This is a genomic window from Paraburkholderia sp. BR14312, assembly GCF_040948675.1.
In the GTDB taxonomy this organism is placed as follows: Bacteria; Pseudomonadota; Gammaproteobacteria; order Burkholderiales; family Burkholderiaceae; genus Paraburkholderia; species Paraburkholderia nodosa_A.
On sequence record NZ_JBFPKI010000003.1, the window covers coordinates 447,431 to 473,376 of the forward strand.

Genomic DNA, 25,946 nt, shown 5'->3' on the forward strand with positions numbered 1-25,946 from the left:
TTGAGAACATGCTGCTTGCAAATGCGCCGTTAGCGAACATGCCGTTCGCGCGACGATGCATCAGAGTCGGGGCGAACTGCCGTCGACCGGAACCAGCAGGCCCCCGTCGCCCGCGCCGCACAGTTCGCGCAGCAATGCCGCCTCGCGCTCGTGCACTTCCACGGGTAGCCACAATGCCCCCGCCCAGGAGAGGTAGCGCGCGCGATGCTGGCCGTTGCGAAACGCCACTACCCCCTCGTGCGCAAGTCCGAGCCATCCGGCCAGCCCCGCCACGCGGCGTTTGCTGATCGTCACGTAGGGCATCTGCGGCACGCGCTCGTTGTCCGGATCGAGAAACTCGCGTATGCCGCGAATCTTGCCGCTATGCCAGTCGTCGACGGGCTTGAGCACGTAGTCGGTGTCGTCGCGGTCGGCACAGAGAAGCAGCTTTTGCAGATCGACGATCACGACGACGTGGCGCGTGCCGTCGGTCGTGAAGACGCGCTTGAAGCGCACATGGTCATACGCGTCGTGGTCGGGCAACGGGACAGTCCAAAGAGGTCCACAAGCGGGATACGGCGAGGAATCCGAAAGGGAGGTGATGCTGGACATGGACGTCGATTGCATGCGTGCTTTTGGTGGAGACGTAGTTCAGGAAATGAAACCGGCCTAAGCTACGGATGAGCCATTAAATTTTTATGACGAATGCGGGGCGCATCGAGGACTGACACATGACGATCGAAACCTTCGGCGAGCACGTGCGTATCGAAAGCCAGGAACACGTAGCAATTGTCGTGCTCGACCGCCCGGCGCAGCGCAACGCCATCGACAGACCCGTTGCGACTGCACTCGCTGCCGCCTTTGCACGCTTCGAAGAAAATCCCGCATGGCTCGCGGGTGTGCTGTACGGCGCGGGCGGCACGTTCTGCGCGGGCGCGGACCTCACCGCGCTCGCCGACCCCGAACGCCGCAATGAAATCCGCGCGGACGGCAGCGGCGCGGGCCCGCTCGGCCCCACGCGCATGTCGCTCAGCAAGCCCGTAATCGCTGCGATTTCAGGCTACGCCGTTGCGGGCGGCCTCGAACTCGCACTCCTGTGCGACCTGCGCGTGGTCGAAGAAGACGCCGTGCTCGGCGTGTTCTGCCGCCGTGTGGGCGTGCCGCTCATCGACGGCGGCACGGTGCGCCTGCCGCGCCTGATCGGGCTATCGCGCGCACTCGATCTGATCCTCACGGGGCGCGCGGTCGATGCGCAGGAAGCCCTCGCGTTCGGCCTCGCCAATCGTGTGGTCGCCAAAGGCGGCGCGCGCGAGGCCGCCGAGCAACTTGCCGCACAACTCGCGGCGTCGCCCCAAGCCGCGTTGCTCGCGGACCGCCGCTCGGCGCTCGAACACAGCATGCTGCCCGACACTGCCGAGGCGTTGCGCCGCGAAGGCGCGCTCGGCTATCGCGCGGTGCTCGACGAGGGGCTCGCACTCGCGGCGCGCTTCGCGGCCGGCGCGGGCCGTCACGGCGAACCGCTCGATCCGCTGAAACAGAAGTGAGCTAAACAAAATCGCACGCGAACGTCGCGACAGCCGATTGACGTGTCGATGGCCACAATGCGCAGCGCTTGACGCTTGAAGGCGCGCGCCCGACCCACTACATTGAAACTGATCCGCGCCGCTGCCCCCGCCCCTGCCGCCATGTGTAATGACGCTGAGGACTGCTGCGTCGTCTAACGGCAATCTTCAGACGAACCGCCCCGGCGCCCCCTTCCCTGATGCCGCATCACGGGAGAGATCTCATGCCGACGGATCGAATCATCCGCTTCGCGGACTTCGAACTCGACGTCGAGCGGTACCAGTTGCGCCGAGAAGGTATGGAGGTCAAGCTGGAGCGGTTGCCGATGGATCTTCTGATCCTGCTGGCCTCGCGCCGCGGCGAGTTGATCTCGCGCGCGGACATCGTCGACCGGCTGTGGGCCGGCAGCCCCTTTCGCGACACCGACAACGGCCTGAACACGGCGATCCGCAAGATCCGCATCGCGCTCGCCGACGACCCCGCCAAACCGCGCCACCTCATCACCGTGAAGGGCAAGGGCTACCGGTTCGACGGCATCCTGCCCGAGCCGTCCGAGGTTCACGGTGCGTCGGCTGCCGCGCGCGACCCGCTAACCCCGCGCGAGAGCGAGCACGCGCCGCCCGCCGTACGCATGCTGGTGCTGCCGTTCACCAACCACACCGGCGACGCGAGCCAGGACAGCCTGTGCAGCGCCCTCGCCGATGAGATCTCAGTTACCCTCGGCGCGCTCAACCCCGAGCGCCTCCTCACGATCGCGCGCACCACGGCGGCGCGTTACCGCGCGACACAAAAGAGTATCGGCGAGATCGCGCGCGAACTGAAGCTCGACTACGTGCTCGAAGGCTCGCTCACGCGCGCGGGGCAGCAAACCCGCATCCTCACGCGTCTGATCCGCTGCGCCGACGAAGCGCAGATCTGGAGCCGCGCGCACGAAAGCGCCACGCAAGGCGCACTCGACATCCTCAAGGAAGCGGTCGCGGCGCTCGCCGAGAACCTGGCGACCACGCTTTCCGAGCAGCAGCGCACGCGCCTCGAGCGGCGCCTGCCTGTCGATCCCGCCGCGCACGACGCGTATGTGCGCGGGCGTTTCTTCTGGTATCGACGCGTGCATTTCGAAGCGGGCTTTTGCGCGCATCACGGCATCGACGGCGAAGACTTCGTGCGCAGCCGAACCTACTTCGAGTCCGCGCTCGAGCACGACCCGAGTTATGCGCTCGGCTATACGGGCCTTTCGAACTACTACGGATCGACGGTTGTGCATGGCTTCGTCGCGCCCGACGACGGCTGGCCGGTTGCGCGCTCGCTCGCCGAAAGCGCGCTCGAACTCGACCCCGATCTGCCCGAGGCGCATCACGCGCTCGCGGCCGTGCGCTACTTCTACGACTGGGACTGGGACCAGGCCGAGGCCGGCTTCAAGGATGCCCTGCGGCGCAACCCGAGTTACCCGGAGGCGCATCGGCTCTATGCGCGCATGCTGGTGGCGGCGGGACGCCGCGCCGAAGGCGACGCCGCGATGGAGCGCGCCGAGCGCATCGATCCGCTGGCGTTCCAGGGGTCGCGCGCGTTCGGCATGGTGATGTCGGGCAGGCATGCGGAAGTCGTGAGTGAATATCTCGCGCCGGGGCACATGGACCATCCGCCGCTCGTCTATCAGTTGCTCGCTACGGCGTTCGAAGTGAAAAAGCTGTATGCGCAGGCCGTGGACGCCACCGTGGAGGCGCTCGAACGCTGCAACCAGCAGGCGCGTGCGACCACCATTCGCGCCCGCTGGGAAACGGGCGGCTATGACGCGGTGCTGCGCTGGTATCTGGAAGATCTGCTCGCGCGGCGGCGGGCGCGATACACCTCGCCGCTGCTCATCGCCGAGGCCCACGCGCGGCTCGCGCAGCCCGACGAAATGTTCCGCTGGCTCGAAACGGCGCTGGCCGAGCGCAGTTCGCGGCTATGTGAGTTGCGCACGAATCCATGGTTCGCGCCCTGGCGCCCGACGGGGCGCATGCGGCTCATCGAAAAACATATTGGCGGCGGCCCGACACGCTGAGCGTGGCGCAGATTGCGAGAGCGCGTCGGGTCGCCGTCCTGATGCCTGGGTCTCCCTGTCGACTCAGTTCCCGTGATAGAGCCCTTCGTTCAGCGCCTTCTGCTGGCCCGATTGTTCGGAGCGCACCAGGTCCTGATAGACCTGCGCGTGCGTGAGCCTCATCGGCGCGCCCGATGCGCTTGTCGACATCGGCGAGCCGCCCACGTCCTGCGCAGCCGGCGGTGTGCTGGCCTGTTGTGACGGGTCGTCGCTCTGCGATTGCGCCAGCGCGCTACCTGCGAATAAGGCGGCCGCTGCGGCCACCGCGATGCGTACTGTGGTGATCGTGTTCATGACATCGCTCCAGGAAGGTTGCGCATATTCGGTTCCGTCATGCGCGGGACGGACGACGCGAGGGCGGCGACCGCCGGCGGGCGGGCCGGTGGGCGGACTGTTTCGCTCGTTGGATCGTGTGGGTATCGTGCTGCCCGCGAGCGCGTTGCGCCATGCACGTAACCTGTAGAAATCGTCAAGAAATATGAAGGAACGGTGAACGAAGTCCGGCAAGAAAAGCTGTTGTTTTCCCAACAGCTTTGAAAAGCGTGCCGTATGCGTTGTGTCGGGTTTCAGTACAATTCCGCGTTGACTTAAATAAAACGGCTTCGCGCTCAATGCCCGTCGCCGTCCTGCGCCGACCCCACGCCATGCCCCTGCCTCTTCTCGCCCTTGCCGTTGCCGCTTTTGGTATCGGTACCACCGAATTCGTCATCATGGGTCTGCTGCCCGACGTCGCGCGCGACCTGAGCGTCTCGATCCCGGCGGCGGGCATGCTCGTCTCGGCCTATGCGCTCGGCGTGACGATCGGCGCGCCCATCGTCGCCATCGCGATTGCCAATGTGCCGCGCAAGCAGGCGCTCATGCGCCTGATCGGCATCTTCATCGTCGGCAACCTGTTGTGTGCGCTCGCGCCGAACTACTCGATCCTGATGGCCGCGCGCATCGTTACCGCGTTCTGCCACGGCGCGTTCTTCGGCATCGGCTCGGTGGTCGCGGCCGGCCTCGTCGCGCCGAACCGCCGTGCGCAGGCCATCGCGCTGATGTTCACGGGCCTGACGCTCGCCAACGTGCTGGGCGTGCCGCTCGGCACAGCGCTCGGCCAGATCGCCGGATGGCGCACGACGTTCTGGGCCGTGACGGCCATCGGCATCCTCGCAGCGGCGGCGCTGCAGGTGTGCCTGCCCGCGAAGATCGAAATGCAGAAGGCGAGCCTCGTGCATGAGTTCGGCGTGCTGAAGAACCCGCAGGTGCTCATGGTGCTCGGCATGAGCGTGCTGGCCTCGGCCAGCCTCTTCGCGGTGTTCACCTACATCACGCCGATTCTCGAAGACGTGACCGGCTTCTCGCCGCATGAAGTCACGTTCGTGCTGCTGCTGTTCGGCCTTGGGCTCACGGTCGGCAGCACGCTGGGCGGCAAGCTCGCCGACTGGAAGCTCATGCGCTCGCTGCTCACGTTTCTCGCCATGATCGCCGTGGTGCTCGCCGCGTTCTCGCTGACCATGCACGACCCGATCGCGGCCATGGCGACGATCTTCGTGTGGGGCATCCTTGCGTTCGCGATCGTGCCGCCACTGCAGATACTGATTGTCAACCGCGCGAGCGATGCGCCCAACCTCGCCTCCACGCTCAACCAGGGCGCATTCAATCTCGGCAATGCAGGCGGCGCCTGGATTGGGGGCGTCGCGATCAGCGCAGGCGCGCCGCTCACGGCGCTGCCGTGGGTGGGCGTGGTCACGGCGTTCGCAGCGCTCGCGCTCACACTGGTTTCGGCGCAGATCGACCGGCGCGCGCGCCGCCGTGTGGCGATTTCGGGGCCGACTTCCTGCGCTTGATGCTTTGCTCGATGCGGGCACAGGCGGGCGCGTGTTGCACTGAGGCGCGCGCGCTCAACCTGAGGCACGCCTGCGCCGCGATTTTCATGCGCACGTAGTAGCATCTCGCCCGATGAAAACCGTCCTCACCCGCGACTTTCTCGCGCTGATCCTGAGCGTGGCCGTGGTCGGTCTCGGCTCCGGCGCGACGCTTCCGCTCACCGCCCTCGCCCTCACCGACGCCGGCTATGGCACCGCCATCGTCGGCCTGCTCACTGCCGCCCAGGCGCTGGGGGGCCTTGCCGTCGTGCCGTTCACGGCATGGATCTCGACACGCTTCGGCTCGCGCCAGGTGATCGTCGGCTCGGTGCTGACCGTGGCCGTCGCGACCGCATTGATGCAGACCAGCGCCAATCTGTGGCTCTGGGCGCTCCTGCGCATGCTCTGCGGCGCGGCGCTCATGTTGCTCTTCACGATCGGCGAAGCCTGGGTCAACGAACTCGCCGACGACTCGAACCGCGGCCGCGTGGTGGGCATCTACGCGACCACGTTCACGCTGTTCCAGATGTCGGGCCCGGTGCTAGTGAGCCAGATCGCGGGCTATACCGCGTGGCGCTTCGCGATCTGCGGCGCAATCTTTCTCATCGCGCTGCCAATGCTCGCGGCGATCCGTTCGAATCCGCAGCAGACCGACATGCACGAGCCGCACGGGAGCTGGCGTCACGTGATGCCGAAGATGCCCGCGCTCATCGTCGCCACCAGTTTTTTCGCGCTATTCGACACGCTCGCGCTGTCGCTGTTGCCGCTCTTCGCGATGGGTCACGGCATCGACACCGAAGTGGCCGTGCTGTTCGCCTCAGTCGTGCTGCTCGGCGACACGACCATGCAATTTCCCATCGGCTGGCTCGCCGACCGGCTCGGCCGCGAGCGCGTGCATGCGCTCATGGGCGTGATCGTCGCGGTGCTGCTGCCGCTGTTGCCCTTCGTCGTCGATACGCCCTGGCTGCGCTGGCCGCTCCTCTTCGTGCTGGGCGCGGCGGCGGGCTCCATTTATACGCTCGCTATCGTGGCCTGCGGCGAGCGTTTCGCGGGCGTCGCGCTCGTTTCGGCGAGTGCGCTTGTGAGCGCGGCGAGCTTCGCCGGCCCGATCGTCACCGGCGCGCTGATGGAGCACGCGGGCCAAGACGCTATGCTGTGGGTGCTGTTTGCGGGGGCATTGGTGTTTCTCGGCGCGCTGCGGTGGGAGCGGTCGCGCGGGCTGGCGGGGGTGCGTGCATAAGCGGCCAACGCCACACGCAGCCCCAAAAAAATCACTTCACCGCAGGCAAAATCTTGCCGACGCAGGCACCCAACCCCAAGCGATAGCCATCGCCCTGGCACCAGCCCGCGAGCGTGAGTTCGTCGCCGTCTTCGATGAAGCCGCGCGTGCCGCCGCCCTTCAGTTCGAGCGGATTCTTCGCGTTCCAGGTGAGCTCGAGCAGGCTGCCGAACGAGTCCGGCGTCGGGCCCGAGATCGTGCCCGAACCCATCAGGTCGCCCACGCGCGTGTTGCACCCCGCCACGGTGTGATGCGCGAGCTGCTGCGCCATCGACCAGTACATGTGGCGGAAATTCGTGCGCGCGATGGTCGTCGCCTCGGCCGCGCCTTCGGGCTGCATCCGCACTTCGAGCGCAATGTCGAACGCGTGGTCGCCCTCGTGACGCAGGTATTCGAGCGGCTGCGGTTCCTGCACCGGCTGCGCGACGCGGAACGGCTCCAGCGCGTCGAGCGTGACGACCCACGGCGAAATCGTCGTAGCAAATCCTTTCGAATTGAACGGCCCGAGCGGCACGTATTCCCATTGCTGGATGTCGCGCGCGCTCCAGTCGTTGAGCAGCACCATGCCGAAGATGTGGTTCTCGGCGTCTTCGCACGCGATCGGCTCGCCGAGCGCATTGCCGCGCCCGACGATGAAGCCGGTTTCCAGCTCGATATCGAGCTTGCGGCATGCGCCGAACACCGGGCGATCCTGATCGGGCAGCTTCAACTGGCCCCTCGGGCGGCGCACCGGCGTGCCGCTCACCACCACCGACGACGCGCGGCCGTTGTAGCCGATCGGCATCTCGGACCAGTTCGGCAGCAGCGCATTCTTCGGATCACGAAACATCGAGCCGACGTTCGTCGCGTGTTCCTTCGACGAGTAGAAGTCGGTGTAGCCCGGAATCTGCACCGGCAGATGCAGTTTCGCGTCGGCGAGCTTCACGAAGGCGCGCTGGCGCAACGCCGCGTCGTCGCGCAGCGTGGCCGTTTCGCGCGCGAGCAGCGAAGAAAGCTGCACGCGCACGCTGCGCCACGTCTCGCGGCCAAGCGCGATGAAGTCGTTCAGCGCGGCACGCGCAAAGACGTCTTGCTGCGCATTCGCGGGCAGACGCAGCAGCCCGGCTTCGTGCAGCACCGCAAGGTCGGCCACGAGGTCGCCGATCGCGACGCCCACGCGCGCCGTTGCGTTGCCGGTATCGCTGAACACGCCGAACGGCAGGTTCTGGATCGGGAAATCGCACTGGGCGTCGTTCGCGCTCTCGACCCAGCTCTTGCGCTTCGCGTCGAGCGTCGCCTTGAGTTCGTCCGTCATGGTGCTGTTCATTGCTGCTCCGGATTGAAGTGTTTCGTGAGGCCTTGCCAGCACTCGTAGTAATGCGCCTGCAGCTGGCTCGTTTCGAGCGCGTAGCGCGTCGGACGGATCAGCGTGCGGGTCTCGAACATGAAGGCCATCGTGTCGCCGACCTTGTGCGGTTTGGTCGTGTCGGAGTTCGAGGCTTTTTCGAAGGTCTCGGCATCCGGGCCATGGCCCGACATGCAGTTGTGCAGGCTCGCGCCGCCCGGCACGAAGCCTTCGGCCTTGGCGTCGTACACGCCGTGCACGAGGCCCATGAACTCGCTCGCCACGTTGCGGTGATACCAGGGCGGTCGGAACGTATTCTCGGCCGCGAGCCAGCGCGGCGGGAAGATCACGAAGTCGATCGAGTCGACCCCCGGCGTGTCCGTGGGCGCGTGCAGCACGAGGAAGATCGAAGGATCGGGGTGGTCGTAGCTGATCGAGCCGATCGTGTTGAAGCGGCGCAGGTCGTACTTGTAGGGCGCGTAGTTGCCGTGCCATGCCACCACGTCGAGCGGGGAGTGGCCGATGTCGGCGCGCCAGAGCTGGCCGCCCAGCTTCGTGACGAGCTCGAACTCGCCTTCGCGGTCTTCATAGGCGGCGACGGGCGTGAGGAAGTCGCGCGGATTCGCGAGGCCATTCGAGCCGATCACGCCGAGATCCGGCAGACGCAAGAGCGCCCCGAAGTTCTCGCAGATATAGCCGCGCGCTTCGCCGTCGGGCAGATCCACCGTGAAGCGCACGCCGCGCGGGATCACGACGATCTCGAAGGGCTCGACATCGAGCCGGCCCATCTCCGTGCGGATGGCAAGCCGCCCTTGCTGCGGGACGATCAGCAGCTCGCCGTCGGTGTTGTAGAAGAAGCGGTCGACCATCGGCCGGTTCGCCGCGTACAGGTGGATCGCGCAGCCGCTCATCGAGGCCGCGGAGCCGTTGCCCGACATCGTCACCCAGCCGTCGATGAAATCGGTCGGCTCCGTGGGCATGGGCAGCGCGTCCCAGCGCAGCTGGTTGGGCGGCGTGGGCGGCACGTCGCCGAAATCGGCGACGAGGCGCGGCGCGCCATTCACATCGAGGCGCGAGGCGACCGGCGCAAACGGCCGATGCACGGCGCCCGGACGGATCCGGTAGAACCACGTGCGGCGGTTGTGCGAGCGCGGCGCGGTGAACGCGGTGCCCGAGAGCTGCTCGGCGTACAGGCCATAGGCGCAGCGCTGCGGCGAGTTCTGGCCTTCGGGCAGCGCGCCCGCCAGCGCCTCGGTCGCGAATTCGTTCGCGAAGCCGCTCATATAGCCGTGCTGGACTTCGGTTGGGTCACGCAAAGGTGCGTTCATTGCTTGGTCTCTCCACGTTCTCGAGCCGTGACATGACGTCACGCGATTTACGGATGGTAAAACCAATTACGATTAGTGAAATTAGGCGTATACCCTGACGGACAGTCGGTGGCCTCCAGAATGTGGGCGAATGGTCGATAACGTTATGACCAAACAGTCCATCCGGGGCGGCTGAGGGCTGCTACCATCGGGTCATGCGACCCCGTGTGGGCTCGCACTTCTCATCCGCTTCCCGCTACATCACATGATTGCTCCCACCATTCCCGAGCTCGTTGCCCGCGCCGCCGACCATCCGTTTCTCGGCGAGCATCTGGCGATGGGCACTGGCGCGCACGCTAAAGAGGCCGTGGCGCGGCGGCGCGGCGTGGAGCTATTGAGCGCCTACGAGCCGATTTACGACATCAGCGTGCACAGCGGGGCGCAGTCGCTCACCGCCGATCTCGCGATGGCCTCGCGCTTTGGCGACGAACTCGGCTATCAGGCGGTCACGCTGCGCGAACAGGACGGCCAGCTCGCGCCCTGCGACGCATTCAGCGACACGCTCGACGATCCTGACCTCGTCGCGGTCGACCGCATGGTGCGCGCGCTGCACGCCATCAATTTTCTGGGTGGCCAGCAGCACGGGCTGCTCTTCCTGCGCGTGCACGAGCGCCTCTTGAAGAGCGTGAAGTACGACCATGGAAGGCATTTCTCGAACGTGCTGGTGTCGTTCGGGCTGAACCCCGGACGCATCGTGATCGAGCTGCCGCCGGCGGCGGTCGCGCACCGCACGTTCCTCGGCTATCTCACGAAGAGCTATCAGCGGTACGGGTTCAAGGTGGCGGGCAATCTGCCCAATGCCGGGCAGATTCTTTCGGTGTCGGACGTGCCTCGGCCCGACTTCGTGAAGATGGATGCGGCGTCCGCGCTGCGCGATTCGATGGTCAAGCCGCTCGTGAGCTATGCGGCGCGGCTGCGCATTCCGCTGATTTTCAACCGCGTGACCGATGCGGCGCAGTTCGAGCAGTTGCAGCAGTACGACGTGCGCTTCGTGCAGGGGCCCGTGTTCGCGGCGCAGGACAAGGTGATTTGACGATGTGAGGCAGGCAAGGCGCCGGGCGGCGCCTGTGCGGCCTTAGAGGCTGACGGGTTCCTGCTCCAGCTCCACGCCGAAGCGCGCGAGCACGTCGCGCTGGATCGCCTCTGCGAGTTCGAGAATGTCCGCGCCGGTCGCACCGCCGCGATTGACGAGCACGAGCGCCTGACGCTCGTGCACCGCCGCGGCCCGCAGCGCACGGCCCTTCCAGCCGCACCGGTCGATCATCCAGCCGGCCGCGAGCTTCACGCGCCCGTCGGCCTGGTGGTACGAAACGATCTGCGGCTCGCGCACGACGAGCGTATCGAACTGCTGCGCTTCGATCACGGGGTTCTTGAAGAAACTACCCGCATTGCCGAGTTCGAGCGGGTCAGGCAGCTTCGCGCGCCGCACCGCGACCACAGCGTTGAACACGGCACGCGCATGCGGCGCCTCGCCGGCGTTGTGCTGGGCCAGCTCGCGCGCGAGATCCGCATAGCCCGCGTTGGCCTGCCACACCTTCGGCAGGCGGAACGTGACCGAGGTGATGACGAAACGATCGCGCCCTTCGCGCTTGAAGAAGCTGTCGCGATAGCCAAAGCGGCAGGCGCCCGCGTCGAACTCCACGGCTTTGCCGGTCGCCATTTCGATGGCCCGCACCGACACGCAGCGCTCGGCCATCTCGAGCCCGTAGGCGCCGATGTTCTGAATGGGCGCCGCGCCCACCGTGCCCGGAATCAGCGCCAGATTCTCGAGGCCCGGCATGCCCGCTTCGAGCGTCCAGGACACAAAATCGTGCCAGTTCTCGCCCGCAGCCGCTTCCACGTACCAGGCGTGGCCGTCTTCGTAGGCCACGCGCTTGCCGGTCAGCGCCATGAGCAGCACGAGACCATCGAAGTCGCGCGTGAGCACGACGTTGCTGCCGCCACCCAGCACGAGCGTACGCAAGCCTTGGGCGCGCGGGTCGCGCACTGCGGCAGCAAGGTCGGCCTCGCTTTCGACGCGGCACGCGTAGCGCGCACGCACGTCGAAGCCAAATGTGTTGTGCGCGCGCAGCGCAAAGCCGGCGGCGAACCACACAGGTGACGTTGTAACGGGCGTTTGGACGACGGGCATCGAGAAAGAACGGAACACGGACAGCAGACGAAAAATGGCCGGAAAGGCCGCCGGGAGGCACCTGCGCACTGCTGACTCGCCTCCGGGCGGCGGCAAGCCGCCTTGGGCAAACGCAACGGCGCCGGTAGAATGGCGTCGGTCCGTGATTATAGCGAGTGCGCGAACCGCTGCCTGAAAATGCGTCTGTGGGCTGCGGAATACAGCTGCGACCCGCGGGCATTTGGCTTGCATGGTTTTTGCACCGCCGTTTGCGCACCTCGTACTTTTTGGAGAAAGCAATGCCATCGTTTGACGTCGTCAGCGAAGCCAACATGATCGAAGTAAAGAACGCCGTGGAGCAGTCCAACAAGGAGATCTCCACACGCTTCGACTTCAAGGGCTCGGATTCGCGCGTCGAGCAAAAGGAGCGCGAGCTGACCGCGTTCGCCGACGACGACTTCAAGCTCGGCCAGGTGAAGGACGTGCTCGTGTCGAAAATGGCCAAGCGCAATGTGGACGTACGCTTCCTCGACTACGGCAAGATCGAGAAGATCGGCGGCGACAAGGTCAAGCAGGTCATTACCGTGAAGAAGGGTGTGTCGGGCGACCTCGCGAAGAAGATCGTGAGGCTCGTGAAGGACAGCAAGATCAAGGTCCAGGCGAGCATCCAGGGCGACGCGGTGCGCGTGACGGGCGCCAAGCGCGACGACCTGCAAAGCGTGATCGCCATGCTGCGCAAGGACGTGACCGACACGCCGCTCGACTTCAACAACTTCCGCGATTAACGCAGCAAGTCCAGCGTATTGCGGGGCGGCTCGGGCCGCCCCGTTTCGTTTCACACGTCGCCGCGCGCGCTCGCTTTCTCGCGCTCAGTCCGCCGTCACCACGAGCGGCATGAGCACCTCGCCGGTTTCCAGCAGTGTCTTGAGATTCGAGAGGATGCGCGGCCAGCCGCCCGACACCTTCTCGATGAAGATCGATCCCGGCCGCGCCATGTGGTGCGTAATCGTGAGTTTGACCGCGTGCTCCACGGGTTCGATGTCGATCGTGCAAAGCGAATCGCCCTCGGCATGGAGTTCGGCCAGGAACATGTTGCGCCAGCGCAGCACGAGCCGGCGCGGGGGATCGGCTTCGACCACCGCGCCCGAGTCGGCAATGCGGCCGTCGGCGAAGCGCAGCGACCAGGGCGAGCCCGTTTGCCAGTCGCATTCGTGATGCATGCCGAACCAGTAGCGCTCGGTGAACTGGCGGCTCGTGAGCGCCGTCCACAACGCTTCCGGCGTGGTGCGGATGAACGTGACGTAGACGAACGTCGAGTCGCCGGCTGCACTGCCTTGCGTGTGCTTGTCGCTACTCATGGCTGCCTCCTTCGAGTGATCGCTTGAGGTCGACGAGCGCACCCACGCGCTCGTGCTCGAACTTGCCGATCCAGCGTGCGGCAATCTCGCCGATGGGGACCGGATTGATGAAATGCCGCTTCTCGCGCCCATGCCGCTGCGTCGCGACGAGGTTCGCCTCTTCCAGCACCGTGAGATGCTTCGTAACGGCCTGACGCGAGATGGCCAGCCCTTCGCATAAATCGGTCAACGTCTGGCCGTTTTTTGCGTGGAGGCGGTCAAGCAGTTGACGGCGGCTCGCGTCCGCCAGCGCGCGGAATACGGCGTCGTCGTTCATGCATTGATTATGCAACCGCATGGTTGCATGTCAAGGTGAAAAAACGGCGCCGCAGCGCCGTCTTCTCCCGTCGCACCCGGCCTACTTGCCGGCGCCGGCCGCCTTCTTCTCGCCGATGCGGCTTTCCTTGCCCGCGATGAGCTTGGAGATGTTCGCGCGATGCCGCCAGAACAGCAGCACGCTCATGGCGAGGATGGCGAGCGCGACGATGCGCGGGCCGAACATGAACACGTAGTAGAGCGGCGCGAACACGGCAGCCGCCAGCGCCGCGAGCGACGAGTAGCGCGTGAAGAACGCGACGATGAGCCAGGTGGCGAGCGTGGCGACACCGAGAATCGGATTCACGGCGAGCAGGACGCCGGCCGCGGTGGCGACGCCCTTGCCGCCCTTGAAGCGGAAGAACACTGGATACAGGTGGCCGAGGAACACGGCGATCGCGGCGAGCGCGACGGCGGCGTCGCCCAGACCGTAACGCGGGCCGAAGTGCGCGACGAGCCAGACGGCCAGCCAGCCCTTGAACGCATCGCCGATCAGCGTGAGGATCGCGGCCTTCTTGTTGCCGCTGCGCAGCACGTTGGTCGCGCCGGGATTGCCGGAGCCGTAGGAGCGCGGATCGTCGAGGCCCATGAAGGCGCTCACGATCACGGCGAACGAAACCGAGCCGATCAGATAGGCGAGAACGGCGACGAACAGGTTGTACATGCACGAAACCCGGAGGAAGTGGAACGATGCGCGCCGGGAGCAAGCGATGGTCATCGCCGCCCGGCAACGCGCGACGGCGCTCATTCTACCGAAGCGCGGGCGCGCCCTGCCCGCGCAGGCGGCATAAGCACGCACGAACCAGGGTAAATCAGGGAAGCAACGGGAACCAGCGGAAGCGTCGAGTCACCGTTCGCCGTGCGCTATTCGACGCTTGCGCACTGCACCGGCTTCGCGTTCAGGAGCGTCGTGAGCACCGCCGGGGCAAGGCTCACGAGATAGCCGCGACGGCCCCCATTGAGCCAGATCTCGTCGAGTTCGAGTATGGTCGACTCGACATACACAGGCATGGCTTTCTTGGTGCCGAAGGGCGACGTGCCGCCCACGAGGTACCCCGAATGACGGTTCGCGACGTCGGGCTTGCAGGGCTCGATACGCTTCGCGCCGATCTGCCGCGCGAGATTCTTCGTCGACACCTTGCGGTCGCCATGCATCAGGACGATGAGCGGCTTCGCGTGCTCGTCCTCCATCACCAGCGTCTTGACGACGCGATGCTCGTCCACACCGAGCTGGCGCGCGGACTCTTCCGTGCCGCCATGCTCGACATACTCGTAGGGATGCTCGCCGAACGCGACGCCCGCGCGGCGCAGCATTTGTGTGGCGGGCGTTTCGGACACGTGTTTCGTTTTGCTCATCGGCGCATTGTAATCGCACGGTCTGCAACGATCGCTTCAACGTCACCCGCGCGGATGATGCTTCTCGTGCAACAGACGCAGCCGCTCGCGGGCCACGTGCGTATAGATCTGCGTGGTGGAAATGTCGCTATGGCCGAGCAGAAGCTGCACGACCCGTAGGTCCGCGCCGTGATTGAGCAGGTGCGTGGCGAACGCGTGGCGCATCGTATGCGGCGAGAGCGGCGCGTGCACGCCGGCCGCCGCCGCGTGGCGCTTGATGATGTGCCAGAACTGCTGGCGTGTCATGCCTTCGGCGCGCGCGGTCACGAACAGCGCGTCGGCCGTGCGTGCGCCGAGCAGCGCCGGCCGCGACTCGCGCAGGTAGCGCTCGATCCACGCATGCGCCTCCTCGCCAAACGGAATGAGCCGCTCTTTCGAGCCCTTGCCGAGCACCCGCACGACGCCTTCGTTCAGGCCCACCTCGACGGTCTTGAGCGTGACGAGTTCGGTCACGCGCAGGCCGCTCGCGTACATCAGCTCCAGCATCGTGCGATCGCGCAGGCCGAGCGGCGTCTCGACATCGGGCGCGCCCAGCAGTGCCTCGACTTGCGCCTCGCTCAACGTCGACGGAAAACGCGGCGCCTGCTTTGCCGAGCGGATGCGCACGGTCGGGTCCGTATGCACGCGCTGCTCGCGCAGCGCCCAGCCGTAGTAGCGGCGAAACACCGAAAGGCGCCGGTTCGCCGAAGTGGATTTATCGTCCTTGCGACGCGCGCTGTAGGCAAGCAAATCGTCTTCGTGGGTCGTATCGAGCGAATTGGAGCGCTCGCTCGCGAGCCATTGCGCGAAGAGGCGCAAATCGCGCCGGTAGGCGTCGAGCGTGTTGCGCGAGAGGCCGTGCTCGAGCCACATGGCGTCGCAGAACGTGTCGATGGCGGTGAGGCTCGATGCCAGCGCTTCGGCGGCGGCGGGGCCGAGCGCCTGCTCCACTTCGTCGGCGGCATCGCTTGAGTCAAGCGGCGGCGGATTCGTCGTCATCGTCATCGTGTCAGCGCAGTTGAAATCGGTTCGATGTGCATTCGTGGGCGAGCAGCCAGCGCTTCACGTCGCGAAAGAAGCCTTCGCCGCCGTGATGCGCGAAGCCGCCGAGACCGCTCGCCGACACCACGCGATGACACGGAATCACGAGCGGAAAGGGATTGTCGCCGCACGCCTGGCCCACGGCGCGCGGGCTCACGCCGCCAATGCGCTTCGCGAGTTCGCCGTAGGTCAAGACTTCGCCCGCTTCGATTGCGCAGATGCCGTCCCACACGCGCCGCTGGAACTCGGTGCCGAGCGGTGCGAGCGGCAGGTCGAAGCCGGCGTCGGCGTCCTCGAAATACTGCTCGATCTGAACGGCCGCGCGCGAAGCAAGCTCACAATCGGGCTCGACGCTCGCCGTCTGTCCCGGCAGATAGACGATCTCGCGCAGCGCTTGCCCGACGGTGCGGATGCCGACCTTGCCGAATGGCGCGTCGATCACTGCGTTGAACATCGTCGTCTCCTTCGTGCGCGAACGTTGCACGCCATGGTGCCGCGTTGTGCGCGCGATTTCCAGCGCGCCGTCGTTCAGTTTCAGGTCCATGCCAGCCTCTGCCGTTTTCATCCGCATCAAGCCGCTTCGAGCGCCCAGAGCACATGCTCGCGCACGAGCGCCGACTCGTCATGCTCGCGCCCGCGCAACGCCTGCACGATCGCAGCGCGCGCGGCGTCGCGGGCGCTATCCGCGCCTTCATGCGTGGCGCGCAGCGCATTGCCCATCGCCACCGCGATATTGCGCGACCAGCTTTCGTAGCCGATGCGCCGTATCGCGCTGCCCTGCATGCGCTCGTCGAACTGCGCCGCGCTCCAGCCGAACAGCTCGACGAGACTCGCGCGATCGAGCCCGTGGCGCACGTCGAAATCGGCCACGGGCGCGGCCTTCGCGAACTTGTTCCATGGGCACACGAGCTGGCAGTCGTCGCAGCCATACACACGATTGCCGATCAGCTCGCGCAGTTCCAGGGGAATACTGCCCTTCAATTCGATCGTGAGATAGGAGATGCAGCGGCGCGCATCCACGCGATACGGGCCGGTGATCGCGCCCGTCGGGCACGCGTCGATGCAGCGCGTGCAGCTGCCGCAATGCGCGCCAGGTGTTTCGGGCGCGGCCCTGGCCGGGTCGTCGGCGTCGGCGTCGGCGTCGGCAGGCAGCGGCACGTCCACGTAGATCTCGCCGAGAAAGAAGAGCGAGCCCGCATCGCGCTGCAGGAGCAGCGTGTGCTTGCCGCGCCAGCCCACGCCCGCCTTCTGCGCAAGCTCGACTTCGAGCACCGGCGCGGAGTCGGTGAACACGCGAAAACCGAACTGGCCGATCTCGGCCTCGATGCGCTCGGCAAGCTGCTGCAGCCGCGCGCGCAGCACTTTATGATAGTCGCGGCCGCGCGCGTAAATCGACACGACGGCGGCGTGCGGGTCGGCGAGACGCGCGTGCTCGCGCAGACGCCAGTCGGCGTGAATGCTCTCGTGGGCAACGTCCGTGCCAACTTCGTTGCCAACCGCAGCACCAGCGCTCCCGCTGCGATCCGAGCCGCCTTGCGAAGCACTTTCGTGCGTCTTTCCCGCTGCATTCGGCGCGAGCGTATCGATGGGCAAATAGGCCATGCGTGCGGTAATCACGCGTCGCGTGCCGGCCACAAGCTCGGCGGGCCGCGCGCGTTTCATCCCATGTTTGGCCATATAATCCATCTCGCCGTGGCAGCCTGCTTCGAGCCACGCGGCGAGGCCCGCCTCGGCATGGGAAAGGTCGGTGTCACTAATACCGATCGCACCGAACCCCAGCTCGCGCCCCCACGTCCGGATGCGCGCCGCGAGTGCGGCGAGCGCCGCCTCATCGAGCGGCATGGCCTGCCCGGCAGCAGGCGCAGTCGAATCTCGCGGCGCCTGAACGGACGTTGGGTCGAACGCCTCCGAAGACGCGCGCGCATCCTGCGCGGAGTTGGAAGGGGAATGCTTGGGGTTCATCACGCCATTTTACGAGAATGCCCGACAGCCCCGGTCACGACCACGCGCCGCTTTCGCTTGATCCATCCGCCGCCGTTCTCCTCGAGCGCCGTTTCGATCTCGCAGACGCCGACGCCACCGACGCCTTCGGCGCACGCTTTGCGCACGCGCTCGATTCGCTGCGCGCAAAAGTTGCACAAACGAGCGCGCAAAATCGCGACGCACCGCCCTTTCACGGTCTGCACGTGCAGCTGCACGGCGACCTCGGCGCGGGCAAGACCTCGCTCGTGCGCGCCACGTTGCGCGCGCTCGGCCACACGGGCCGCGTGCGCAGCCCCACCTACACGCTCGTCGAACCGTACACGGTTACAACGCCCTGTGGGGAACTCCAGCTTTATCACTTCGATCTGTACCGTTTCAGCGATCCGGCCGAATGGGCCGACTCGGGCTTTCGCGAATATTTCGCGCAAGATGCGGTGTGCCTCGTCGAATGGCCGCAACGCGCGGGCGGCCTGCTTGGCATACCCGATCTCGTGTTCTCGCTGGAGCCGGATGCAAGCGGCGAAGGCCGCGTGCTCACCGCATACGCATACAGCGCATCAGGAAAGGCATGTCTAGAAAGATGTTAATCAAACCGTTCCGCTCGATCGAATCGGCCGCCACCGCCACGCACAACTGGCGTCGCCGGCAGATTCTGAAGGCGGGCGCCTCCACGCTCGTGCTCGGTCTTGCCGTGCCGCGCCTCGCGTGGGCCACGTCGGTCGTCGGCGTGCGGGTGTGGCCCGCGCGCGACTACACCCGCGTCACGATCGAATCGGACCAGCCGCTGCAGAACACGCAGCAGTTGCTGCAGGGCCCCGATCGTCTCGTCGTCGATCTCACCGGACTCGATCTCGACGACGCGCTCAAGAACCTCGTCTCCAAGATCACGCCGAACGATCCGCAGATCCAGGCCGTGCGCGTGGGCCAGTACCAGCCGCACGTGGTGCGCATGGTGTTCGACCTCAAGGGCGGTGTGAAGCCCCAGGTGTTCACGCTTGCCCCTATCGGCTCGTACAAGTACCGGCTCGTGTTCGACCTTTATCCGGCGGTCGCGCCCGACCCGCTCATGGACCTGCTCGCGCAAACCGAGCGCAAGCAGCAGCAGCTCGACGCGCACGAAGCGATGAAGGACAGCGCGCCGCCTTCCACGCCGCCCACGCTCGCGGGTCCTAACACGCCGCCCGCGCACGACAACAGCGACGCATTCTTCGAGCGTTACGCGCAGAACGACGCGGGCGCCGCGCCGAGCACGCCGCGTTCCGCGCCCCCCGTGGTTGCGCCGCGTGCGCCGAAGCCTGCTGCGCCGAAGCCGCCCGTCGTCGCCCAGCGCAACAGCGACGACGACAATGCCAGCGCCGACGACAACTACGGCTTCACCGCGCCGAAGTCCACCAGGGGCGGCACCACGCGCCTGTTGACGGTCGCGATCGATCCGGGCCACGGCGGCGAGGACCCGGGTGCGATCGGCAGCGCGGGCACCTACGAGAAGCACGTCGCGCTCGACATCGCGAAGAAGCTGCGCGCGAAGATCGACGCCCAGCCCAACATGCGCGCGATGATGACGCGCGACGCCGACTTCTTCGTGCCGCTGAACGTGCGCGTGCAGAAGGCGCGCCGCGTGGGCGCGGACCTGTTCGTCTCGATCCACGCCGATGCGTTCACCACGCCGGAGGCACGCGGCTCGTCAGTGTTCGCGCTGTCGGAGCACGGCGCGACGAGCGCCGCGGCGCGCTGGATGGCGAACAAGGAGAACTCGTCGGACCAGATCGGCGGCATCAGCGTGCAGACGGCCGACGCCGCGGTGAACCGTGCGCTCTTCGACATGTCCACGACGGCGCAGATCCGCGACTCGCTGCGTTACGGCGGCTTCGTGCTCAACGAGGTCGGCGAGATCAACAAGCTGCACAAAGGCTCGGTCGAGCAGGCGGGCTTCGCGGTGCTCAAGGCACCCGACATTCCGTCGATCCTCGTGGAAACGGCTTTCATCAGCAATCCCGAAGAAGAGACCAGGCTCAACGACGACGCCTATCGCGACAAGATGGCGAACGCGATTCTCAAGGGCATCAGGCGCTATTTCGCGGCCAATCCGCCGCTTGCGAAGAGCCGTATGACCTGAGCGCCGCGTGAGGCATCTGGCGGCTTCAGCAGCGCCGCGCAAGCCTTCGGGCTCGCGCGGCGTTTTTCATTCGGAGCAGGATGGTTACGAGCGCACGGCCCCGAGGCGCTGCTTGACCCAGCCCCCGAACACGTTGACGGCGAGGCCGCCCATCACGAGCACGGCGCCGCCGATCTCGGCCGCGGTCAACTGCTCGCCGAGCAGCAGCGACGCCGAGGCGAGGCCGACAATCGGCACGAGCAGCGAGAACGGCGCCACCTGGCTGGCGGGATACTTCGAGAGCAGGCGGCTCCAGAGGCTATAGCCGATGAGCGTCGCCACGAACGCGAGATAAAAGATCGCGCCCACCGACGTCATGCCGATGCCCGAGAGCGCGGCGACGATGCGCTGCGGGCCTTCCATCCAGTACGAGAGCACGAGAAACGGCAGCGGCGGCACGAGGCTCGCCCACACCACGAGGCCGACGAGATCCACCTTGCCCACCTTCTTCGTGACGATATTGCCGAGCGCCCACATGCAGGCCGCACACAGCGTGAGCACGAAGCCGGCGATGGTCATCCCCTGAGCGCCACCGCCCATCGACTGCAAGCCGATCAGTGCGAGCCCGCCTGCCGCGATCGACAAGCCGATGACGTTCTGCGCGTGAAAGCGCTCACGCAGAAACACCGCCGCAAAACCGAGCGTGAAGAACGCCTGCGCCTGCAGCACGACCGAAGCGAGGCCCGCGGGCATGCCCACGTACATTGCCGTGAAGAGGAACGCGAACTGGCCGAGCGAGATGGTCGCGCCGTAGGCCAGCAGCCAGCGCAGCGGCAATTGCGGGCGCTTCACGAACAGCACCGCGGGAAAAGCCGCCAGCATGAATCGCAGCGCGCCGAGCAGGAGCGGCGGCACGCCGTGCAGCCCCACCTTGATCACGACGAAATTCACGCCCCACGCGAGCACCACCACCAGCGCGAGCAACAAGTCCTTCGGCGACATCCCTTTCCCCCTTTTTTGCGTCATGCCTGTTCTTCGAAGCGGCGATCTTACCGCCTCGCGCCACTTCGTGACGCCCCGCGCCGTGCCGCCAGCGCCGGGCCGTTGCCTTGGCAGCACGCCGGGAAAGCCGGCGTTAGAATGAGCGCCAGCCTCGCGCGCGGCGTGCCCGCGCGCCGACTTCGACGATAACCCGCGCCGTACGACTCATCCAGGAAGCATCATGTCCTCATCGATCAAAGCGGTTCTCAAGCCCCATCAACGCGACATCGGCAATCTCTATGTGCGGCGCGTGCTGCCCGCGCTCGCCGCTCGCCTCGTCGGCCCGTTCATCTTCTTCGACCACATGGGCCCCGCCACGCTCGCGCCAGGCTCGGGCGTGGATGTGCGCCCGCACCCGCATATCGGGCTCGCAACGGTCACGTATCTCTTCGACGGCGCGCTGATGCATCGGGACAGCATCGGGTCCAGCCAGAAGATCGTGCCCGGCGACGTGAACTGGATGACGGCCGGGCGCGGCATCGTCCACTCCGAGCGCACGCCCGACGAGGACCGCGCCACCGGCCTCACCATGCACGGCATCCAGACCTGGGTGGCGCTGCCGCTCGATCATGAAGACACCGAACCGTCGTTCTTCCATCACACCGCCGCCACGCTGCCCGAAATCGAGCGCAACGGCGTCACGATGCGCGTGATCGCGGGCACGGCGTTCGGCGCGACCTCGCCGGTCGAGACCTTTTCCGGCACGCTCTACGTCGCCGCAGATTTCGCGCCGGGCAGCGCATTCGCGCTCGACGCCGAGCACGAAGAGCGCGGCGTCTATCTCGTGGAAGGCGACCTCGCGATCGACGGCACCCCGCTCGAACAGCACACCATGGCCGTGCTGGTGCCGGGCGAAACCGCCACCCTCTCGAGCGCGAACGGGGCACGCGTGATGCTGCTCGGCGGGGAAAAGCTCGAAGGCGAGCGCTTCATCGAATGGAACTTCGTGGCAAGCTCGCGCGAAAAGATCGAAGCCGCGAAGGAGGCCTGGACGCGCCAGGAAATGGGGCATGTTCCCGGCGAAACGGAATGGATTCCGCTGCCGGAAAAGAAGCCGCGCTAAAGGCTAACGGCTCGCCGCTTTCGGAGGATGATTGAAACCAGGGCGTTTCGTCCCCAACTAGCGACATAACGGTTATCTCAACGAGGACGCAATGGACACCACTCTCGCCACTTTCGAAAAAGACGTGATCGAAGCGTCGGCGCTAGCGCCGGTGCTGGTCGACTTCTGGGCGCCCTGGTGCGGCCCTTGCAAGAGCCTCGGCCCGATGCTCGAAAAGCTCGAGGCCGAGTACGCGGGCAAATGGAAGCTCGTGAAGGTGAACGTCGACGAGAATCAGGAACTCGCCGCGCACTTCGGCGTGCGCAGCATTCCGCACGTCGTGGCGTTCGCGGACCGTCAGGCGGTCGATCAGTTCGTGGGCGTGCTGCCCGAAGGCCAGTTGCGCCAGTTCCTCGACGGGCTGATCCCCGACGGCGCCGACGCTGCGCGCCGCGCCGCGCAGGAAGCGCTGGCCGAGGGCCGCCGCGACGAAGCCTATGAAGCGCTACAGGCCGCGCTCGCGTTCGATCCAGGCAACGACGAAGTGCGCATGGACCTGATCGAGATGCTGCTCGCCGACAACCGCGCCGACGACGCACAAAAGGAAGTCGAGCTGCTCTCGCCCAAGACCACGCAGGGCATCGACGCGCGCTTTAACGCGCTCAAGACGCGCCTCGACGCGCTCGACGCCGCCGCCGACCTGCCGCCCACCGATGCGCTCGAAGCCCAGGTCGCCGCCAACCCCGGCGACCTCGAAGCGCGCTTCGATCTGGCGAACGCGCTGATCGCGCGGCGCAAGTACGCGGGGGCGCTCGAGCATCTGCTGGAGATCGTCAAGCGCGACCGCGCCTTCCGCGACGACGTGGGCCGCAAGACCATGCTTTCCGTGTTCGATCTCGCGGCGCATCAGCCGCAGCTCGTGAGCGAGTGGCGGCGCAGGCTCAGTGCAACGCTGAACTGATATCGAGCGGCCGAGGACGCCGCGGGCGTCCTCGCCCTGCGTTCAGTCGGCTACGCCTGCTGAACCCGACCGTACTGGTCGTCGAAGCGCACGATGTCGTCCTCACCGAGATAACAGCCCGACTGCACCTCGATGATCTCGAGCGCGGTCTTGCCCGGATTCTCGAGCCGGTGCGTCATGCCAAGCGGGATATAGGTCGATTCGTTTTCGGAAAGCAGGAGCACCTCCTCGCCACGCGTCACGCGCGCTGTGCCGCGCACCACGGTCCAGTGCTCCGCGCGGTGGTGATGCATCTGCAACGAAAGCCGGCCGCCCGGCTTGACAACGATGCGCTTGACCTGAAAGCGCTCGCCCTGATCGACCGAGTCGTACCAGCCCCACGGGCGCTCCACGCGCCGGTGCTGCCGCGCCACCTCACTGCGTTGCGCCTTGAGCCGCGTGACCACCGCCTTGACGTCCTGAACGCGGTCCTTCGCGACGACGAGCACGGCGTCCGCCGTCTCGACCACCACCATGCCCCGCACGCCCACGCAGGCAACGAGTCGCCCGTCCGAATGCACGAAGGTATCCGTCGCATCCTCGAACAGCACGCGCCCGCGCGCGACGTTGCCCTTCTCGTCCTTCTCCGAGACTTGCCACAGGGCATCCCACGCGCCGACGTCCGACCAGCCCGAACGAAGCGGTACGACCACGCCCGCGAGCCGCGCGTTCACGCCGACCGACTCCATCACCGCGTAGTCGATCGAATCGGACGGACAGGCGGCGAGTGCATCGCGGTTCAAGTGGACGGTGCCGTCAGCGTCGACGGAGGCATTTTCGAAGGCCGCCGCGCACTGCGCCGCGATGAGCGGCCGGCTGTGCGCGATCGCCGAGAGCCAGACCGATGCGCGCACAACGAAAATCCCACTGTTCCAAAGATAGTTCCCCGAAGCAACATAGTTTGCAGCGCGCTCGGCGTCCGGCTTCTCGACAAAATGCTCGATGCTGCGCGCGCCGCTGCTGCCGAGCGGCAAACCCGCGCCGATGTAGCCATAGCCCGTTTCGGCGCGCTGCGGCGGCACGCCAAGTGTGACGATGGCGCCGCGCGCCGCGTGTGCCACGGCTTCTTCGAGCGCGGCAGCAAACGCGGCGCTATCGGCGATCAGATGATCAGCGGGCATGGCAACGAGCACGGGGTCGCCGTCGCGGCTCGCGGCGAGCGCTACCGCCGTCAGCGCGGGCGCCGTGTTGCGCGCGAGCGGTTCGAGCACGAAGCGAGCGGCCAAGCCGCTGCGACCCAGACGGTCAGCGGTCAGATGGCGCAAGTCCTCGCTGCTCACGACGAATGGCGCAGCTTTGCGAACCGCTGTGTGCGCTTCAGGCAGCGGGGCGCCGGCGTGCAGGAACATGCCGTCGAGGCGCCGTACAGTCGCCTCGAGCAGCGACTCGCCATCGAGCAGATCGATCAGTTGCTTGGGACAGTGTTCGCGCGAAAGCGGCCATAACCGCGTGCCGGAACCGCCCGCCAGCACGACGGGCTGAACGACGAGTTCAGCGTCACCTTCGCTGATCGCGGCTATCAGGCTGGCAGATGTCACATCGTTGTTCATTTGTGTCACTCCCCCGAAGTCATGCACCGAGTCTCGTTATTGGTTGGCGTACGGGTGACATTTGAACAATACGTATCGCGCGAATCTGTACGCGCAGCCACATTGAGCGCTAAGTGCGCCAGGAATTTTTTCCTTGCGGCGCAGGTCTGGTCATCGCGCAGTCATCGCGCAGTCATCGTTATGTGCGGCAACGCACGAAGCGCGACGATGGCCGCGCAAGGTGATGTTTCACATCCGAACGTTTTTGCGACAGTGTCGGTAGCCCCCCAACAGAAGTGGATCAACACCGCAGCGCAACAAAGGCAGGCGCACAACGCGTTCGCGGCGATGGCCCGACGATGTTTCAGCGAGGACTCATTTCCGCGCATCCGTCTGACGAGCGAAAGTCGCTATATAAATCAAGGCGTTGGCAACAACAAACTCTAGCGACTTCGCAAACGGCGCCGCGCGGGCGCAGTACAGAACTGAAACAATAATGCGGCTTTGCGTCGCCCTGGAAATAGCTGGCGCAACGCCAGGCCGCAAGCGTCCTCACTTTCGCGGCTGCTGGCACAACCCCTGCTAAGTAGAGTTCACCGCACTGGCGTAGATGCCGACAAACGAGATCGCAAAACGCTAGCGGGGCTTATGGGGCCGGCGCAACGAACGTATAGCCGAACGGGTAGCGGCGATAACAAAAAATTCGGCAGCCGGAAGCAGAAAAAACAGGAGGCGGCACACGCCGCTTTACGCGAGGACCGATCATGTTGACCCTTCAATCCGATTTGCACGGCAATCATCTGCTTGGCGCACTTCCGTCAAACGAGTGGCAGGCGTTGGCGCCGCATCTTGAACTCGTTCAACTGCGCACTGAACAGCTGCTCTGCGATTGCGGCCAGCGTATTCATCATGTGTACTTTCCGACGACCGCCGTCATCTCGATGCTCACGACAATGGAAGACGGCAGTTCCGTCGAAATTGCAGCGGTGGGCCGGGAAGGCATGACCGGCGTGCCTGTGCTGACCGGCGGCGAAACGATGCCGAACCGCGTGCAGGTGCAAAGTTCGGGCTTCGCGTACCGCATCAGCGCACAGGCGCTCAAGCAGCAGTTTGCGCGCTCGGACCTCCTGCGTCGCGTTACGCTGCTTTACATGCACGCGCTGCTCACGCAGGTCGCACAGACGGCCGCCTGCAACCGCCACCACTCGCTGAGCAAGCAGCTGTGCCGGTGGCTGCTGATCGAAGTGGATCGCGTCGACTCCAACGATCTGAGCGTGACGCAGCAACTGATCGCCGACATGCTCGGCGTGCGCCGCGAAGGCGTCACGGAAGCAGCCGGCAAGCTGCATGACGAAGGTCTGATCCATCACAGCCGCGGCAAGATCCGCGTACTCGATCGCAAGCGCCTCGAAGCGCGCGCATGCGAGTGCTACGGTCTCGTGCGCCGCGAGTTCGATCGTCTGCTGCCGCGCCTGCACGAAGCGGAAGCGGTCGAATAAGGCGGCCGACGCGCGCGGTTCGTTCGCTTTCCACCTCGATACGAAAGCGTGCCTAAAAGGCACGCTTTCTTGCGTTCCAGG

The 25,946-nt window shown here is 66.0% G+C and carries 25 protein-coding genes; 11 read left to right on the forward strand and 14 right to left on the reverse strand.

Annotated features, from left to right (window positions below):
• Positions 1-60 precede the first annotated feature (60 nt).
• Positions 61-591, reverse strand: coding sequence for a hypothetical protein (locus tag AB3X98_RS11280; RefSeq protein WP_368603946.1), 531 nt, complete (start codon positions 589-591; stop codon positions 61-63).
• Between the two features lie 119 nt (positions 592-710).
• Here AB3X98_RS11280 and AB3X98_RS11285 point away from each other — a divergent pair, with 119 nt between their 5' ends.
• Both AB3X98_RS11285 and AB3X98_RS11290 read left to right on the forward strand, forming a co-directional pair.
• Complete coding sequence (locus tag AB3X98_RS11285) at positions 711-1,523, forward strand: crotonase/enoyl-CoA hydratase family protein (protein WP_368603947.1); 813 nt, start codon at positions 711-713, stop codon at positions 1,521-1,523.
• A 242-nt stretch (positions 1,524-1,765) separates the two neighbouring features.
• Positions 1,766-3,583 carry a winged helix-turn-helix domain-containing protein gene (locus tag AB3X98_RS11290; RefSeq protein ID WP_368603948.1) on the forward strand — a complete coding sequence of 606 codons (1,818 nt, stop codon included), beginning with the start codon at positions 1,766-1,768 and terminating at the stop codon, positions 3,581-3,583.
• Between the two features lie 63 nt (positions 3,584-3,646).
• Here the strand turns inward: AB3X98_RS11290 and AB3X98_RS11295 are convergent, their stop codons facing one another.
• A complete protein-coding gene (locus AB3X98_RS11295; RefSeq protein WP_368603949.1) occupies positions 3,647-3,916 on the reverse strand; it encodes a hypothetical protein in 270 nt (89 codons plus the stop codon).
• 350 nt (positions 3,917-4,266) lie between these two features.
• Here AB3X98_RS11295 and AB3X98_RS11300 point away from each other — a divergent pair, with 350 nt between their 5' ends.
• A complete protein-coding gene (locus AB3X98_RS11300) occupies positions 4,267-5,451 on the forward strand; it encodes an MFS transporter (protein ID WP_342947724.1) in 1,185 nt (394 codons plus the stop codon).
• 112 nt (positions 5,452-5,563) lie between these two features.
• Positions 5,564-6,709: an MFS transporter gene (locus tag AB3X98_RS11305; RefSeq protein WP_368603950.1), complete on the forward strand. Its 1,146-nt coding sequence runs from the start codon at positions 5,564-5,566 to the stop codon at positions 6,707-6,709.
• Between the two features lie 31 nt (positions 6,710-6,740).
• Here the strand turns inward: AB3X98_RS11305 and fahA are convergent, their stop codons facing one another.
• The gene (gene fahA / locus AB3X98_RS11310; protein ID WP_368603951.1) at positions 6,741-8,054 is read right to left on the reverse strand and encodes a fumarylacetoacetase; all 1,314 of its coding nucleotides are present in this window, start codon (positions 8,052-8,054) and stop codon (positions 6,741-6,743) included.
• Positions 8,051-9,400 (reverse strand): homogentisate 1,2-dioxygenase, encoded by a 1,350-nt coding sequence (hmgA, locus tag AB3X98_RS11315; protein ID WP_368603952.1) that lies wholly within the window; start codon positions 9,398-9,400, stop codon positions 8,051-8,053. Before hmgA ends, fahA begins: the two co-directional genes overlap by 4 nt.
• A gap of 244 nt (positions 9,401-9,644) precedes the next feature.
• On the opposite strand from hmgA, the gene AB3X98_RS11320 reads away from it, so the two are divergent.
• Positions 9,645-10,472 carry an EAL domain-containing protein gene (locus AB3X98_RS11320; protein WP_069267756.1) on the forward strand — a complete coding sequence of 276 codons (828 nt, stop codon included), beginning with the start codon at positions 9,645-9,647 and terminating at the stop codon, positions 10,470-10,472.
• Between the two features lie 42 nt (positions 10,473-10,514).
• Here AB3X98_RS11320 and murB read toward each other — a convergent pair whose 3' ends face one another.
• Positions 10,515-11,570, reverse strand: coding sequence for a UDP-N-acetylmuramate dehydrogenase (murB, locus tag AB3X98_RS11325; protein ID WP_069267825.1), 1,056 nt, complete (start codon positions 11,568-11,570; stop codon positions 10,515-10,517).
• Positions 11,571-11,848: 278 nt separating this feature from the next.
• Here murB and AB3X98_RS11330 point away from each other — a divergent pair, with 278 nt between their 5' ends.
• Positions 11,849-12,334, forward strand: coding sequence for a YajQ family cyclic di-GMP-binding protein (locus AB3X98_RS11330; RefSeq protein ID WP_028209548.1), 486 nt, complete (start codon positions 11,849-11,851; stop codon positions 12,332-12,334).
• 84 nt (positions 12,335-12,418) lie between these two features.
• On the opposite strand, the gene AB3X98_RS11335 is transcribed toward AB3X98_RS11330, so the two are convergent.
• From AB3X98_RS11335 to queG, 7 genes are all read right to left on the reverse strand, one after another.
• The gene (locus AB3X98_RS11335) at positions 12,419-12,907 is read right to left on the reverse strand and encodes an SRPBCC family protein (protein ID WP_368603953.1); all 489 of its coding nucleotides are present in this window, start codon (positions 12,905-12,907) and stop codon (positions 12,419-12,421) included.
• Positions 12,900-13,223 carry a helix-turn-helix transcriptional regulator gene (locus tag AB3X98_RS11340; protein ID WP_069267758.1) on the reverse strand — a complete coding sequence of 108 codons (324 nt, stop codon included), beginning with the start codon at positions 13,221-13,223 and terminating at the stop codon, positions 12,900-12,902. Before AB3X98_RS11340 ends, AB3X98_RS11335 begins: the two co-directional genes overlap by 8 nt.
• 81 nt (positions 13,224-13,304) lie before the next feature.
• On the reverse strand, positions 13,305-13,925 hold the full coding sequence (gene plsY / locus AB3X98_RS11345) for a glycerol-3-phosphate 1-O-acyltransferase PlsY (protein WP_069267759.1): 621 nt from the start codon (positions 13,923-13,925) through the stop codon (positions 13,305-13,307).
• Positions 13,926-14,125: 200 nt separating this feature from the next.
• On the reverse strand, positions 14,126-14,617 hold the full coding sequence (gene ybaK / locus AB3X98_RS11350) for a Cys-tRNA(Pro) deacylase (RefSeq protein ID WP_342947716.1): 492 nt from the start codon (positions 14,615-14,617) through the stop codon (positions 14,126-14,128).
• A 42-nt stretch (positions 14,618-14,659) separates the two neighbouring features.
• Entirely contained in the window at positions 14,660-15,634 is a 975-nt protein-coding gene (gene xerD, locus AB3X98_RS11355) for a site-specific tyrosine recombinase XerD (protein ID WP_069267826.1), read from the reverse strand.
• A gap of 10 nt (positions 15,635-15,644) precedes the next feature.
• Positions 15,645-16,130 carry a methylated-DNA--[protein]-cysteine S-methyltransferase gene (locus tag AB3X98_RS11360; protein WP_069267827.1) on the reverse strand — a complete coding sequence of 162 codons (486 nt, stop codon included), beginning with the start codon at positions 16,128-16,130 and terminating at the stop codon, positions 15,645-15,647.
• Positions 16,131-16,246: 116 nt separating this feature from the next.
• Positions 16,247-17,518 (reverse strand): tRNA epoxyqueuosine(34) reductase QueG, encoded by a 1,272-nt coding sequence (gene queG / locus AB3X98_RS11365; protein WP_368603977.1) that lies wholly within the window; start codon positions 17,516-17,518, stop codon positions 16,247-16,249.
• 137 nt (positions 17,519-17,655) lie between these two features.
• Here queG and tsaE point away from each other — a divergent pair, with 137 nt between their 5' ends.
• Both tsaE and AB3X98_RS11375 read left to right on the forward strand, forming a co-directional pair.
• Positions 17,656-18,246 carry a tRNA (adenosine(37)-N6)-threonylcarbamoyltransferase complex ATPase subunit type 1 TsaE gene (tsaE, locus tag AB3X98_RS11370; RefSeq protein WP_342947713.1) on the forward strand — a complete coding sequence of 197 codons (591 nt, stop codon included), beginning with the start codon at positions 17,656-17,658 and terminating at the stop codon, positions 18,244-18,246.
• On the forward strand, positions 18,228-19,775 hold the full coding sequence (locus AB3X98_RS11375) for an N-acetylmuramoyl-L-alanine amidase (RefSeq protein WP_368603954.1): 1,548 nt from the start codon (positions 18,228-18,230) through the stop codon (positions 19,773-19,775). The genes tsaE and AB3X98_RS11375 overlap by 19 nt, the downstream gene beginning before the upstream one ends.
• Before the next feature lie 84 nt (positions 19,776-19,859).
• On the opposite strand, the gene AB3X98_RS11380 is transcribed toward AB3X98_RS11375, so the two are convergent.
• On the reverse strand, positions 19,860-20,756 hold the full coding sequence (locus tag AB3X98_RS11380; protein ID WP_368603955.1) for an EamA family transporter: 897 nt from the start codon (positions 20,754-20,756) through the stop codon (positions 19,860-19,862).
• Positions 20,757-20,976: 220 nt separating this feature from the next.
• Here AB3X98_RS11380 and AB3X98_RS11385 point away from each other — a divergent pair, with 220 nt between their 5' ends.
• On the forward strand, positions 20,977-21,858 hold the full coding sequence (locus tag AB3X98_RS11385) for a pirin family protein (RefSeq protein ID WP_368603956.1): 882 nt from the start codon (positions 20,977-20,979) through the stop codon (positions 21,856-21,858).
• A 91-nt stretch (positions 21,859-21,949) separates the two neighbouring features.
• Positions 21,950-22,798, forward strand: a complete 849-nt coding sequence (gene trxA, locus AB3X98_RS11390) for a thioredoxin (protein WP_342947709.1) — start codon at positions 21,950-21,952, stop codon at positions 22,796-22,798.
• A 50-nt stretch (positions 22,799-22,848) separates the two neighbouring features.
• Here the strand turns inward: trxA and AB3X98_RS11395 are convergent, their stop codons facing one another.
• Positions 22,849-24,387 carry a mannose-1-phosphate guanylyltransferase/mannose-6-phosphate isomerase gene (locus AB3X98_RS11395; RefSeq protein WP_368603957.1) on the reverse strand — a complete coding sequence of 513 codons (1,539 nt, stop codon included), beginning with the start codon at positions 24,385-24,387 and terminating at the stop codon, positions 22,849-22,851.
• Between the two features lie 743 nt (positions 24,388-25,130).
• Between AB3X98_RS11395 and AB3X98_RS11400 the strand changes: the two genes are divergently transcribed.
• Complete coding sequence (locus tag AB3X98_RS11400) at positions 25,131-25,865, forward strand: Crp/Fnr family transcriptional regulator (RefSeq protein WP_069267766.1); 735 nt, start codon at positions 25,131-25,133, stop codon at positions 25,863-25,865.
• Positions 25,866-25,946: the final 81 nt, after the last annotated feature.